This is a genomic window from Cupriavidus respiraculi (assembly GCF_914271545.1).
GTDB lineage: Bacteria > Pseudomonadota > Gammaproteobacteria > Burkholderiales > Burkholderiaceae > Cupriavidus > Cupriavidus respiraculi.
The window spans coordinates 239,899-253,275 of the sequence record NZ_CAJZAH010000001.1 but is presented as its reverse complement, the minus strand read 5'-3'; the positions used below and the strand labels follow the sequence as shown (position 1 = coordinate 253,275).

Genomic DNA, 13,377 nt, shown 5'->3' with positions numbered 1-13,377 from the left:
ATGGATGCCGGCGAAAGGCGTTTCGCGGCAATCTTGCCCACCAACGCGCAAGAGGTGTTCCAGCCCGCGGCGCCCCGCGCTCACGAGCGGCCGCCAGCGACACCCGCGAAGGATTTGCGCTGCCGCGCAGTTATTACCCGACGCGGGCGTCCACCCCGGCTGAGCCCGGTACCTTCCCCCCGATTCTTCCGCCCTCTCGAGCCGCGAGGGCATTCGTCGCAAAGCAAGGCTCATCCCCCCACAGCCCTCGGAGAACAACAATGGACCGCCGCCAGTTTCTGAAATGGGGTAGTTTCGTGACAGTCTCGGTCGCCACCGGCGGCCTGACCGCCTGCGGCGGTGACGACAATCCGGAAGCGCCACCCGCGCCACCGCCCGGCAATCCCGAACTGTTCACGTTCCAGCATGGCGTCGCTTCGGGCGACCCGCGTCCCGACAGCGTGATGCTGTGGACGCGCGTGGAGGGCAACAATGGCCGCCAGCCCGTACCGGTGCGCCTGCAGGTGTCCACGCAAGCCGACTTCGGCACGCTGCTGGTCGACGACCAGTTGCAGGCGCTGCCCGAGTGGGACTACACGCTGCGCAACAAGGTGATCGGCCTCACCGCCGCCACCACGTACTACTACCGCTTCGTGGTCGGCAACCGGACCAGCCCCGTGGGCCGCACGCGCACCGCGCCGGCCCCGGGCACCCCGCTGTCGCAGCTGCGCTTCGCCTTCGTCTCGTGCCAGGACTGGAACCTGAACCACTGGGCCGGCATGGAGGAACTGGCGGCACAAGACCTGGACTTCGTCGTGCACGTGGGCGACTACATCTACGAGGCCGTGCCCGCGACCCAGCCGGCGGGTCTGGTGGAAGACCGCCACCCGCCGCTCACGTTGCCCAACGGCGCGCCGGCGCCCGACGACATGGTCCACGCCACGACGGTGGAGGACTACCGCTACCTGTACAAGGCATATCGCAGCGATCCCCGGCTGCAGGCGCTGCACGCCAGCTTCCCCATGATCGCGGTGTGGGACGACCACGAATTCTCCAACGACTGCTGGCAGGACCGCGCGAACTACGATGCCGACGATGACCAGTCGCCCAGCACCGCCCGCCGCCGGGGCGCGAGCCAGGCATGGTTCGAGTTCATGCCGGCCGATGTCAGCTTCGACGCGGCCAACCCGTCCTTTCTCAATATCCAGATCTACCGCGAGTTCACCTTCGGCAATCTGGCCAGCCTGGTGATGACCGACCAGCGCCTGTATCGGGCAGACCATATCGTCTCCGAGGCCGCGGTGGGCAGCGAGATCGGCAGCCGCTTCTTCGTGCGCAAGTCCACCCTGGCGGCGGCCGAGGCGCAGAAGACGGCCAGCGCCGGCAATGCGCTGACGCCCGTGTCGATGCTGGGCGACGGCCAGCGCGCCTGGTGGGAGGAGCGCATGAGCGCGGGCGGCACCACCTGGAAGCTGTGGGGCAACGAGGTATCGCTGCTGCGCATGGAACTGGACGGCCTGCAGGCCATCGCCGACCTGCTCGCGGCGGGCCTGGCGCAGCTGAACTCCGCGCTCGCCCCGCTACGCGGCTCGATGGCCGCCGCGTTGGTCACCGACCTGGCCGCGGCGCGCAACAACGGCACCTATCCCAGCGTGACCTACACCGCGCTGCAGGCGGTGCTGGCGCCTGCCGGCATCGACGCCACCACCTTCAACAACGTGCTGCGGCCCGCGCTCGACGCGCGCCTGCCGTCGGTGTCGCTGCTGGACGAATACATCCTCAATGCCGACCAGTGGGACGGCTACAACGCCGAGCGCAAGGCGCTGATGGCCTTCCTGCGCACGCGCGGCATCGGCAACGTCGTGGCGCTGACCGGCGACATCCATGCGTTCTTCGCCGGCGTGGTGATGGAGGACTACGACACGCCGTCGCCGGTGCCGGTCATGGTGGACCTGGTCACGGCGGGCTTCTCCAGCGGCTCGTTCCAGAACAACTTCGTGCAAGTGGTCGATTCCAATCCCACCTTCGCCGCCGCGGCGCCGCTGGTCTACGAGCGGATTGGCGATACCGTGGTGAACACCTTCAACGCCACGCTGGAGGCGTTCAATCCCTGGATCGCCCATGCCGACACCGATACCCACGGCTATGCCGTGGTCACGCTCACACCGGAGAAGCTGAGCTGCACCTTCCACAAGCTCAAGCGCCTGGAGAATGGCGTCGCGCCGGCCCAGCCCGCAACGGCGAGCACGCGCACGTTCGAGGTGCCGGCGGGCAGCGCGGTGGTTAACGCCGTGTAATGTGAGGGGCGCGGGGAAGCTGGCAAGCCGCCGTCGGGCTCGTATGAACGCGGGAATGTTCCTTGAACGAGAACTTCGCCCGCGTGCGATCACTCCCGGCGGCGCCTGTCGCCACGGTCCGTAATGCCCGTGCTGGCATGGGCATGCGTGAGCGCCAATGCCATAGCCATGGCCAGTACCCCAAGGCCGAAACCCGTCCACCCGAGCGCCGGCAGCGCCCCCGCCTGCAAGGCGGCCGCGCCGAGCGCGGGCCCCGCGGCGATGCCGAGATTGGCCGCGGAGATGTTCAGCGCCGAGGCCAGCCTCGGCGCCGCGGGCGCCGCGCGCCCCACGCGCAACTGGCACACGACAAACGATGCGGCATGGGCGGCGCCCCACAACAGCAGCAGCAACACCGTCGCAGCCCGCCCCAGAGCCAGCTGCGTCACGGCCACCGCCGCCATGGCGATCGACGCCGCCGTGACGATGGAAAGCGCGCGCGTAGAGCGCCCCGCCATGCGGCCGGCGAACTGGTTGCCGGCGAGCCCGCCGGCACCGAACGCCAGCAGCAGCCAGCCGATGGTGGACTCGTCCGCCTCGCGCATTCTCAGCAACGCACCCAGGTAGCCGTAGCAGCAGAACATGGCGGCGAAATGCAGGGCGGACAGCACCAGATGCGCGAGCACTTGCGGCCGCGCAACCGCCTTCACCTGGCTGCCCATCGACGCCGGCGCGGAGGAAGCGATACGCAGCCGCGGTTGCACCGCGATCAGCGCAACGGCCAACAACGCGATTGCGCCGAGAATGGCGAACGCGCCGTCCCACCTCGCGCGCTGCGCGATAAACACGCCGAGGGGCGCGCCCAGCACGCTGCCGACCGTCACGCCCAGATAGATGCGCGCCACTGCCCGGTCATCGCGGCCCCACAGCCGCCCCAGCGCGTCCGCCGCAATGCCGATATAAAGCGGCAGCGTGGCGCCCTGCAACAGGCGTAGCGCACTTAGCATCCCGGCGTCCCGCATCCATGGCATGGCCAGTCCGGCGACGAAAGGCAGCAGCGCCACCATCAGCGCATGATCCGCACGCCAATGCCGCGTGAGGATGGTGACGAACGGCCCCATGGCCGCCGAACCGATGGCGAACCAGATCATGAAGCGGGCCGATGCCTCCAGCGACAGGCCCAGGGACTGGGCCATCAGCGGCGACAGTCCGATCACGACGAACTCGACCGTCACCACGATGGCCGCGCCGAAGGCGACCACCAGTCCCTCCAGTCCGATCCCGCCCCGCGTGGCGCAGGCTCGGCCGGCCGTCATGCATTGGTTCCGTTGTCCACGGTCCACGCGGCGCCGTTGACCGATTGCGCCGCCGGGCTGGCGAGAAAGGCCACGACCGCGGCCACGTCGGCCGGCGCGGCGTAGCCGCCGGCGCTTGCCATCATCGCGGTCTGGTGCGCCGCGCCCGGGCCGTCCGCCGGATTCATGTCGGTGTCCGTCGAACCGGGATGCACCACGTTGGCCGTGATGCCGCGCGGCCCAAGGTCCCGGGCGAGCGCCTGCGTCAGGCCCGCGATCGCCGCCTTGCTGGCCGTATAGAGCGTCAGGCCGGGGCCGAAGGCGCGCACGGCCAGATTGCTGCCGATATTGACGATGCGTCCGCCGGAGGGCATCGCGGCGGCTGCCTCGCGCGCGGCGACGAAGGCGGCACGCACATTGATGGCCATGGTGCGGTCGAAGTCGGCGGTGGAGAGCTCTTCCAGCGGGGCCGCATGGAAGATGCCCGCGTTGTTGACCAGGATATCGATCCGGCCGAACGCTGCGATGGTGCGTTGTACGGCCTGCGCGACTGCATCGGGATCGGCACTGTCCGCGCGGATCGCCAGGGCCTTGCGGCCCAGTGCCTCGACCGCCCGCGCGGTGTCCCGGGCGCGCGCTTCCGCGCTGACATAGGTAAATGCGACGTCGGCGCCGTCGCGCGCCAGCCGCTCGACGATGGCCGCGCCGATGCCGCGGCTGCCGCCGGTGACCAGCGCGATCTTGCCGGCAAGTACGGGCGCCGGTGTTGTGACTGACTTGTCCATGGGATGCTCCTTCACGTATCAGGGGAAGAGGTCGACGCGCCGTAAGCCCGCCCTGGGGCGGCGACGCGCCGAAATTTGTACCGCTCGATACAAATTATTGGCAAGCTTGCCCGGACAGGTCAAGAGAATTATCATCGGACCGGTACATAAATATTCGGCACCCGACCATGACCCAGCGCGGACGCCCCCGCACCTTCGACCGCGACGCCGCCCTGCGCGCGGCCATGCATGTCTTCTGGGAACGGGGCTACGAGAATGCTTCGCTCAGCGACCTGACCACTGCCATGGGCATCAACCGGCCGAGCCTGTATGCCGCCTTCGGCGACAAGGAAGCGCTGTTCCGCGAGGCAACGGGCCTTTACCAGCAGACCATGAACCTGACGGACGACGCCCTTGCCACCGCGCCCACGGCGCGCGCGGGGGTGGAGGCCATGCTGCGCAGCAACGCGGACGCGTACTGCGATCCCGCCACGCCGCGGGGGTGCCTGGTGGTTTCCGCGGCGGCGGGTTGCCCGGACCGGGAAACCGCGGTGAAGCAGATGCTGACGGCCAATATGAGCGCGGTGGGCGAGGCGATCCGGCGCCGGCTGCGCCGCGCCGCGGACGAGGGAGAAATCGGGCCGGACGTCGATATCCCCGGCGTGGCGTCGTACTACGAGACAGTGCTGCAGGGCTTGTCGCTGCAGGCGCGCAACGGCGCCCCGCGCCAGCGGTTGCAGCGCATCATCGACTGCGCGATGGCGGGGTGGGACGCGCTGTGCCCGACGCCCGGGCGCCGACGCGGTCCACAATCGAGCCGGGCAAGCGCCATGGCCGGGGCCAACCAGGGCCGAGGGCGTTAAGTACAAACTTGCCTTGGCCTGTCACCCAAGGGCCGTTATCCTACTGGCCTGAAATCCCGACAGAAGAACGCGCGTGCGGTCCCCAGGTCCGTCCCGCACCCTGGAACCAGATGACAACACAATCCTGCTATGCCTACGCCAGCGTGGCCATGCCAAACCTGGCGCCGAGCGCGCTGACCAACATCATCGTGCAGTCGCGGGCGTTCAACCGGCAGCACGGCATCACCGGGATCCTGCTGTACGACGGGACCTCGTTCTACCAGTACATCGAAGGGACGGTGAGCGGCATCCAGGAGGCCCGGCGCCGCATCCTGGCGTCGCGCCATCACCACAGCATCGAGGAACTGGCCTGCGGCATTCCGGCCAGCCCGGGCCGTTTCAGCGCCTGGACGCTGGGCTATCTGTTCATCGACGACGAGACCACCTCGGTGCGCGCCGTGCTGTGCTCGCTCGAACAGGTCGAGTTGGTGGCCGCGTTCCAGCGCTTCGCCAGCGAATCGGATTCGATGTAATCAACCGCTCCGCGCAACCTTCGATGACCATCGCTCCGACTCCCGATACCCCCTACTACGCCGTGATCTTCACCTCCGTGCGGACCGAGGGCGACGACGGCTACGGGAAGATGGCCGACGCGATGGTGGCGCTGGCGGCGAGGCAGCCGGGCTTTCTTGGCGTCGAGTCGGCGCGGGAAGAGACGGGCATCACGGTCTCCTACTGGGAGAGCCTGGAGGCCATCGCCGCATGGAAGCAGAACGCCGCGCACCTGATGGCCCAGCAGCAGGGGCGCGACAAGTGGTACGCGGCGTACAAGACCCGCATCTGCCGCGTGGAGCGCGACTACGGCTTCGCGCGCGACTGACGCGGCGCCCGCCTAGTCCCCGGCGCGCCCGCCGTGCTCGTCCAATGCCGGCGCGTGCGTGCCGCTGTCCGGCAGGCCGCGCGAGAACCGCACCGGGAACCGTAGCGCGATCGCCCGCCCGTCGTCGAGCTCTCGCACCATGCCACGGGCCCGTACATGCGGATCGGCGAACAGTTCGTCGGCGTTCAGCACCGGCGAGAACGGCAGGTCCAGCCCCTCGAATGCGGCACGCCATTGGGCCAGCGTGCGCGAGCGGAACATTGCCTTCAACAGCCCGCTGACTTCGCGCTGGTGGCCTTGACGGCCGGCCCGCGTGGCAAAGCGCTCGTCGCGCAGCCACGGGCAATCGTTCCCCAGCGCATCCCGCAGGTGCAGCCAGAACTTGTTCTCCAGAATTCCCATGGCCAGGTGGCGCCCGTCCGCGGTCTCGAACAGGTCGTTGTCGGGCATCACCAGCGGCCCGTCGTCCGGATCGTCCGTTTCGTCCGTTTCGTCCGTTCGCGTGCGGGCGGACCAGGCGCCATGGGCGGTCCACGACAGCATTGCCTCGTGGATCGACACGTCCAGATGCTGCCCCTGCCCGCTTTGCCGGGCGCTCATGACGGCCACGGCCAGCGCGAGCGCTGCGTAGCCCGAGGCGGCATAGTCCGAAACCCGCGCGCGCGGACGGGAGACCAGATCATCCACCTGCGCCGGCACCGCCCAATACCCGGCCAGCGCGAGATAGTTCAGGTCGTGGCCCGCATGCTCCGCGTAGGGCCCGCTCTGGCCGAAGCCCGAGATCGAGCACAGCACGACGGCGGGATTGACCTCGGCAAGCGCCGCGTAGTCCAGTCCCAGCCGCCGCATCACGCCGGGCCGGAAACCTTCGACCACGGCATCGGCCTCGCGCACCATGGCAAGGAACGCGTCGCGGTCGGCCGGCGCCTTCAGGTCCAGCGCCACCGAGCGCTTGCCGCGGTTGCACTGCGCAAAGACCCGTTGCCCAAACTGGCGCGAGGTGTCGCCCACCCCGGGCTGCTCGACCTTTATCACATCCGCGCCCAGCTGCATCAGCAGCGTGGTCGCGTGCGGCCCGGGCAGCAACTGGCTCAGGTCCAGGATTCTCACGTCCTTCAGGCAGGACCACTCGGGCTTCATGGCGTCTTCCGGCATGGGCCGCCTTTACGCCATGTCGGGCGTCATGCCGATGGATTTCATCAACGCGCCATAGCGGCTGGTTTCGGCCCGTACCTGCTCGGCGAACTTCGCGGGCGATTCGCTGCGGCGCAGTTCGCCGGCATTCGCCTTGAGCAGCGCGTCGAACTTGCCGCCGTCCTGCAATTCCTTGACGCTGGCAAAGAGCCGCTGCACCAGCGGCGCGGGCAGGCCGGCCGGGGCGAACAGCCCGCTCCAGTTGTCGATGACGAATCCCGGCGGCAGCGCCTCGGTCAGCGTGGGCACGTCGGGAAAGTACGGCGAGCGCGCCGCGGTCGACACGGCCAGCGCCCGCATCTGTCCGTCGCGCAGGAACTGCGTGGCCGTGCCGAGCACGGGCATGCCGAACTGTGTCTGGCCCATCATCATCGAAGAGAGGATTTCCGTGGCGCCCTTGTAGGGAATATGGACGGCCTCGGTGCCGGTCTGGTGCAGCATCGATTCGACGGCCAGATGGGCGATGCTGCCCTTGCCGCCCGAGCCGTAGTTCATGGCCCCCGGGGCGCGCTTCATCGCGGCGATCAGGTCGGCGGCGGTCTTGTACGGCGACTTCGCGGGCACGACCAGCACCGTGGGACCGCCGGACAGCGCGCCGATGGCGGTGAAGTCCCGCGCCGGTTCGTACGGCGCCTCCTTGTACATATGGATATTGATGACGTGGGCGTTCGCAAGCATGCCCAGCGTGTAGCCATCGGCGGCGGCGCGCTTGAGCGCCTTGGCGCCGATGATGCCGCCCGCGCCGGGCATGTTCTCGACCACCAGCGGCTGGCCCAGGCGCGGACCCAGTTCAGCCGCCAGCGCGCGCGCGATGTTGTCGGGCGAGGTGCCGGGCAGGAAGGGCACGATCAGGCGGATCGGACGATTGGGCCAGGCGGCCGCGGCCCAGGCGCTCGGGAGGACGCCTGCCATGGCGGCGGCGCCTGCGGTGGCAAGCCATTTACGACGGTTCATATCGTGTCTCCGTATTGCTGCGCAGTGGTCTGCGTCGGATAGGAATGGTGGCAAGGCGGCGATTGTCGCGGCAATCGCCGCGCAAGCACCGCGGCGATTACCGCGCCGGTCCGGGGTCCAGGATCGCCTTGGCGATGGTATTGCGCTGGATCTCGCTGGTGCCGGTGAAGATGCGGAACATGCGTAGCTTGCGGAACGCCTGCTCGACGGGGTGGCCCCGCGTCACACCGACATTGCCGTGGATCTGCACGGCCTTGTCCGCGATCTCGAAGCATCGCTCCGACACGAACAGCTTGCACGCGGCGGCCTTCATCCGCAGGTCGCCGCCCGCGTCCGCCAGCGCCGCGGTCTGGGCGATCATGCTCTCGCACGCCCACAGCGCCGCGGCCATGTCCGCCAGCATGTGCTGGATGGCCTGGAAGCGCGCGATCGGTCCGCCGAACTGGCGGCGCTGGCCGGCATAGCGCAGCGACGACTCGTAGGCCATCGTGGCCAGGCCCAGCATCGAGGGGCAGTGCAGCAGGCGGTTCACGTTGATGCGCGACATGCCCAGCTTGAAGCCATTGCCTTCGCCGCCGAAGATATTTGCGCGCGGCACCCGCACGTTGTCGAACAGGATGTCGCCGTCGATATGCTGGCCGGACATCGGCACGTACTCGGTGCTCACCGTCACCCCGGGCAGGTCCAGGTCCACCAGCACCGCGGTAATCGCGGGCGGCGTCACGGTGGCGTCGGTCACGCACATCACGATCGCGAAATCGGCAAACGGCGCGCCGCTGATGAAGTGCTTGGTGCCGTTGATGACCAGCTGGTCGCCATCGGGCACGGCCGAGGTCTTGATGCTCTGCGCATCCGAACCCGAATGCGGTTCGGTCAGCGCGAAGCAGGTCGATTTCTCGCCGCGAATCACCGGCTGGAAATAGTCCCGCAGTTGCTGCGGCGTGGCGTACTTGAGCATGTTGCCCACGCGCGGCGGCCCGCCCAGGTCGCCCAGCACGTGCGGCGCGAGCGTGCAGCCGCTGGCCGCCAGATCGGCCTTCAGCGCACACTGCTCGCTGATGTTGAGCCCCTTGCCGCCGAGCTCGACCGGCAGGCAGGCGGCGTACAGGCCCAGTTCGCTGGAGCGGCGCCACACGCGGCGCAGCACCTCCTTCGGCCACGGATCTTCGGAGCCCAGGCCCAGCTCCGCCTCCAGCGGCTTGAGCTCGGTGTCGATGAAGCGCTGGATCTCGCTGCGCGTCTGCGCCAGCACCGGGTTGGTCAGATGGTCGAACATTGGTGGTCCCCTGTCAGTTCACGCGGCGGGTTTCGCCCTGCCAGTAGCGCTCGCGCACCAGCTTGCGGGCCAGCTTGCCGCTGGCGTTCTTGGGCAGTTCGCCAACGAAGTCCACCGAGCGCGGCGTCTTGTAGTCGGCGATGCGGGCGCGGCAATGCGCCATCAGGTCGGCCGCCGAGGCCTCGCGCCCCGGCCACAGCGCCACCACGGCCTTGACGCTTTCGCCCCAGGTGTCGTCCGGCACGCTGATCACGCACGCCTCCATCACGTCCGGATGCTGGTACAGCGTTGCCTCGACCTCGGTCGGATACACGTTGAAGCCGCCCGAGATGATCATGTCCTTCTTGCGGTCGACCAGATAGATGAAGCCGTCCTCGTCCACGCGCGCCAGGTCGCCGGTACGCAGCCAGCCGTCCACCAGCACTTCGCGCGTGAGTTCCGGCTCGCCCCAGTAGCCCTGGAACACGTCTTCGCCCCGGATCACGATCTCGCCCATCTCGTCGCCCTGCACTTCCTGGCCCTGCTCGTTGACCACGCGGACCTCGGTCTCGCCCAGCGCCCGGCCGCAGGAGGCGAGCCGGTGCGGCGCGTTGGCGATGGCCTCGGCATGCTCGGTGGTCGACAGCCGCGTGACGCCGGAGGTCGATTCGCTGGCGCCATAGCCTTGCGACAGGATCGGTCCGAAGCGCTCCCACGCCTCGACGATACGCGCGGGCGCCATCGGCGCGGCGCCATAGGCCAGCGTCTTCAGGCTGGAGAGGTCGGCCTTGGCCAGCGAGGGCTCGGCCAGCAGCATATTGATCATGGCCGGGACCATGAACACGTGCGTGATGCGCAGCCTCGCCACCTCCGCCAGGAAGTGGGCCGGCTCGAACTTGTCGAACAGCACCAGCGTGGCGCCGGTGTACAGATAGGGCTGCATCAGCATGCCGGAGGCGTGCGTGACCGGGCCGATCAGCGCCAGGCGGTCGCCCGGGCGCGCCGGCCGGTCCATGCCCATCACCACCTTGCGCAGCGCGGCGATCCGGTTGCCGTAGGTCTGCATCGCGGCCTTGATCTTGCCGGTGGAACCCGAGGAGAAGTGCAGCACGGCCAGATCGTCGGCGGCGGGCACATAGTCCGGCGGCGTGTCGCTGCCGCCGGCGATCAGCGACTCGTAGCTGATGTAGCCCGGTGCCGGATGGCCGATGGCGACATAGGTCTGCACCGAGCCGAAGCCCGGCGTCTGCGCCGAATAGCCCGTGTAGCCGGCGCCGGCGATCAGCACGCGCGGGGTGCAGTTCTCCACCACGTCCGAGGCCTCCATCGCCGTGAAGCGCGGATTGAGGGCCGCCTTGACTAGGCCCGCCTTGTACAGCGCGCATTCGATCTCGACGAGTTCGGCGCAGTTGCGCGATTGCACGGCGACGCGGTCGCCGCGGGACAGGCCCAGGCCGAGCAGGGCATTGGCCAGCCGCGTCGAGCGGCGGTCCAGCTCGCGATAGGTCAGCGCCTTGTCGCGCGCCAGCACGGCGGTGTTGTCCCCCCAATAGCGCGCGGCGCGCTGGAGGAAGTAGGCGAAGGTCATTGGTGTCTCCTGACTGTGCTTTTGCGCAGTCTGTAAGATGGGAGGCATCACCGCAATGATGCGTCGGCTATAAAGCCATAACCACAAGGAATGCCGAAATGGAGACACGCGACCTCGAATACGTACTGGCCGTCAGCACGCAGGGCGGCATCGGCCGCGCGGCGGAATCGCTCGGCATCAGCCAGCCGGCGCTCACCAAGGCCATCCAGCGGGTGGAGGCGCAGATCGGGCTGCCGCTGTTCGAGCGCACTGCGCGGGGCATGAGCCCGACACAGGCGGGCGCCGCGTTCATCGACCGCGCCCGGCGCATCCGGCTGGAATACGAGGACGCGCTCAAGGAAATGGGCGACATGCGCACCGGCGAACTGGGCGTGCTGCGCCTGGGGTATTCGCCCTCCATGCCGAACCCGCTCGTGCTGGGGGCCTGCCGGCAGCTGATGACCGAGCGGCCCGTGGCCCGCCTGCGGCTGGTGCGCAAGCTGGCACCGGAGTTGATGGACCTGCTGATCGAGGGGGAACTGGACCTGGCGCTGGCGCCCGTTCCGCGCCAACGGGTGGGCGAGTTCGTCGTGCGCGAGCTGTTCCACGACCGTCTGGCCGTCGTTGCCGATCCCGGTCATCCGCTATTGGGCCGGCGCGGCCTGACGCTGGCCGACCTCGTCGATCAGGACTGGCTGCTGCCCGGCCCGCATATCGTGCTGCGCCAGCAGGTGGAAGCCGCTTTCCGGCAACAGGGCCTGCCGGCGCCGAAACTGCGGATCGAAACGGATTTCGGCAGCGCCTCGCTGTTCCACCTCGTGCAAGGCACGCAGCTGCTGAGCATTGCCAGCGCGGTGGGCGTCAATGTCGGCATGCGCCTGCGTCCGCTGGACCTGGGCACCGAGCAGCTGGACCTGCGCCGGCGCGTGGGCGTGATGTCGCGCGCGGGCGGTTACCTGTCGCCGCTGGCGCAGCGGATGGTGGAGATTCTGGAGGAGCGGTTGAGTTGAGGACGGGGCGGAAAGCGCTTGGACCCAGCGCTAGACAAGCCTCAAGGGGCCAGGGTATTGCGCTACCAACGAATCGCTGGTCAATAGCGTAATGCCCTCCACTGTTGCCTGCGCGACCAGCAGCCGGTCAAACGGATCCCTGTGTAGCGGCGGGAGACTGTCGATGGCAACGGCATGCTCGCTTGCAATCGGCAGTTCGCTGTATCCGTTGTCCAACAGGCCGCGGCGCAAAAGACGCGGATCGACCTGAAAGTCCGTCCGTCCAACTCCCCGTTTGATGGCTATCTCCCACAAGCTGGCAACGCTGAAGAACAACACCGAGTCGCGTGCCTCGATGATCGCGCGCGCAGGCGCCGACAATCGTTCCGGCATGCCTGCAGCCCAGAGCAGCAGATGCGTGTCGAGGAGCAATTTCATGGTCTACCGCCGAATAGCGACTCGATTTCCCCATCACCCATGCGATCGAAGTCGTCCGGCACCTGCAACTGCCCGCTCAGAAAACCCAATCGTTTGGTCTGGCCCGGGTCCGGAGACGTAAGCGGAACCACCTTGACCAGCGGTTTGCCAGCCTTGGCGATGATGAACGGCTCTCCCTTCGCCGCCTGATCGATCAGACGAGACAGATGCGTCTTTGCTTCATGAACGTTGACGGTTTGCATAATGGCGTGAGTATTGGACTAAGCCCGGTTAGTCTAGTCTAACAAAAGGGCGCGGGCAAGCACTGACGACATCAGCATCGCAGACGTTCGCCCTCACCCTCGGTCCCTCTCCCGCGGGCGGGAGGGAGCAAACCGAAGGCAGGCTAGGTGTCGCGCGTCAGGCCCGAAGCCCGTCCCGGTATACCCTGCCCCCGCCACTTACCCATTGACGCCAGAATTCACATAGCTAAACTTCACTTCATATTTATGAAAACAAGACCAAGCACCGGTCTCGGAGACAAGCCAGTGACAACCGCGCCCAACCCCACACCGACCTATTTCGTCTCCCTCGACCAGGTCGAGGGTTACCACCCCGCCAACCATGTCGGCACCACCAACCGCCGGCTGATCAGCCCCGACACCGTGGGCTCGCGCCACCTAGAGGTGGTGCACGGCACCATCGAGAAGGGCAAGGGCGCGCTGCCCCATGCCCATCCGGGTATCGAGCAGGTGTGCTACGTGCTGGAAGGCCGCGCGCTGGCCGAAGTCGGCGGTCAGAGCCGCGAACTCGGGCCGGGCGACTGCTGCTTCTTCCCGCCCGACCTGATGCATGTGTTCACGGTCATCAGCGACGAACCCGTCAAGCTGTTGGTCATCTATTCCCCGCCCTACGAGGAATCGCCGGACAGAGTGGTGCGACCCGCCTGAAGCGGGCGACACCCT

14 protein-coding genes are annotated in these 13,377 nt (G+C 68.0%); 6 read left to right on the top strand and 8 right to left on the bottom strand.

The window, feature by feature from the left end:
* Positions 1-260: 260 nt before the first annotated feature.
* Positions 261-2,276 (top strand): alkaline phosphatase D family protein, encoded by a 2,016-nt coding sequence (locus LDO27_RS01035; protein WP_224039110.1) that lies wholly within the window; start codon positions 261-263, stop codon positions 2,274-2,276.
* 89 nt (positions 2,277-2,365) lie between these two features.
* Here LDO27_RS01035 and LDO27_RS01030 read toward each other — a convergent pair whose 3' ends face one another.
* On the bottom strand, positions 2,366-3,571 hold the full coding sequence (locus LDO27_RS01030) for an MFS transporter (protein ID WP_224039109.1): 1,206 nt from the start codon (positions 3,569-3,571) through the stop codon (positions 2,366-2,368).
* Positions 3,568-4,335 carry an SDR family NAD(P)-dependent oxidoreductase gene (locus LDO27_RS01025; RefSeq protein WP_224039107.1) on the bottom strand — a complete coding sequence of 256 codons (768 nt, stop codon included), beginning with the start codon at positions 4,333-4,335 and terminating at the stop codon, positions 3,568-3,570. The genes LDO27_RS01030 and LDO27_RS01025 overlap by 4 nt, the downstream gene beginning before the upstream one ends.
* Before the next feature lie 167 nt (positions 4,336-4,502).
* On the opposite strand from LDO27_RS01025, the gene LDO27_RS01020 reads away from it, so the two are divergent.
* The 3 genes from LDO27_RS01020 to LDO27_RS01010 all read left to right on the top strand — a co-directional run bounded on the left by LDO27_RS01020 (position 4,503) and on the right by LDO27_RS01010 (position 6,036).
* A complete protein-coding gene (locus LDO27_RS01020; RefSeq protein WP_224039105.1) occupies positions 4,503-5,177 on the top strand; it encodes a TetR/AcrR family transcriptional regulator in 675 nt (224 codons plus the stop codon).
* Between the two features lie 110 nt (positions 5,178-5,287).
* On the top strand, positions 5,288-5,689 hold the full coding sequence (locus LDO27_RS01015) for a BLUF domain-containing protein (RefSeq protein ID WP_222205490.1): 402 nt from the start codon (positions 5,288-5,290) through the stop codon (positions 5,687-5,689).
* A gap of 23 nt (positions 5,690-5,712) precedes the next feature.
* Positions 5,713-6,036, top strand: coding sequence for an antibiotic biosynthesis monooxygenase family protein (locus tag LDO27_RS01010; protein WP_224039103.1), 324 nt, complete (start codon positions 5,713-5,715; stop codon positions 6,034-6,036).
* Between the two features lie 12 nt (positions 6,037-6,048).
* Here the strand turns inward: LDO27_RS01010 and LDO27_RS01005 are convergent, their stop codons facing one another.
* The 4 genes from LDO27_RS01005 to LDO27_RS00990 form a co-directional block, all read right to left on the bottom strand.
* Positions 6,049-7,176 carry a CaiB/BaiF CoA transferase family protein gene (locus LDO27_RS01005; protein WP_224039101.1) on the bottom strand — a complete coding sequence of 376 codons (1,128 nt, stop codon included), beginning with the start codon at positions 7,174-7,176 and terminating at the stop codon, positions 6,049-6,051.
* Between the two features lie 24 nt (positions 7,177-7,200).
* A complete protein-coding gene (locus LDO27_RS01000; protein ID WP_224039099.1) occupies positions 7,201-8,184 on the bottom strand; it encodes a tripartite tricarboxylate transporter substrate binding protein in 984 nt (327 codons plus the stop codon).
* 97 nt (positions 8,185-8,281) lie between these two features.
* Complete coding sequence (locus LDO27_RS00995) at positions 8,282-9,460, bottom strand: acyl-CoA dehydrogenase family protein (protein ID WP_224039097.1); 1,179 nt, start codon at positions 9,458-9,460, stop codon at positions 8,282-8,284.
* Between the two features lie 13 nt (positions 9,461-9,473).
* On the bottom strand, positions 9,474-11,027 hold the full coding sequence (locus LDO27_RS00990; RefSeq protein ID WP_224039095.1) for an AMP-binding protein: 1,554 nt from the start codon (positions 11,025-11,027) through the stop codon (positions 9,474-9,476).
* A gap of 98 nt (positions 11,028-11,125) precedes the next feature.
* Here LDO27_RS00990 and LDO27_RS00985 point away from each other — a divergent pair, with 98 nt between their 5' ends.
* Positions 11,126-12,016 carry a LysR family transcriptional regulator gene (locus LDO27_RS00985; protein WP_224039093.1) on the top strand — a complete coding sequence of 297 codons (891 nt, stop codon included), beginning with the start codon at positions 11,126-11,128 and terminating at the stop codon, positions 12,014-12,016.
* Positions 12,017-12,046: 30 nt separating this feature from the next.
* Here the strand turns inward: LDO27_RS00985 and LDO27_RS00980 are convergent, their stop codons facing one another.
* On the bottom strand, positions 12,047-12,433 hold the full coding sequence (locus LDO27_RS00980; protein ID WP_224039091.1) for a type II toxin-antitoxin system VapC family toxin: 387 nt from the start codon (positions 12,431-12,433) through the stop codon (positions 12,047-12,049).
* Entirely contained in the window at positions 12,430-12,675 is a 246-nt protein-coding gene (locus tag LDO27_RS00975; protein WP_222205476.1) for a type II toxin-antitoxin system Phd/YefM family antitoxin, read from the bottom strand. Before LDO27_RS00975 ends, LDO27_RS00980 begins: the two co-directional genes overlap by 4 nt.
* Before the next feature lie 285 nt (positions 12,676-12,960).
* On the opposite strand from LDO27_RS00975, the gene LDO27_RS00970 reads away from it, so the two are divergent.
* The gene (locus tag LDO27_RS00970) at positions 12,961-13,362 is read left to right on the top strand and encodes a cupin domain-containing protein (RefSeq protein WP_224039089.1); all 402 of its coding nucleotides are present in this window, start codon (positions 12,961-12,963) and stop codon (positions 13,360-13,362) included.
* Positions 13,363-13,377: the final 15 nt, after the last annotated feature.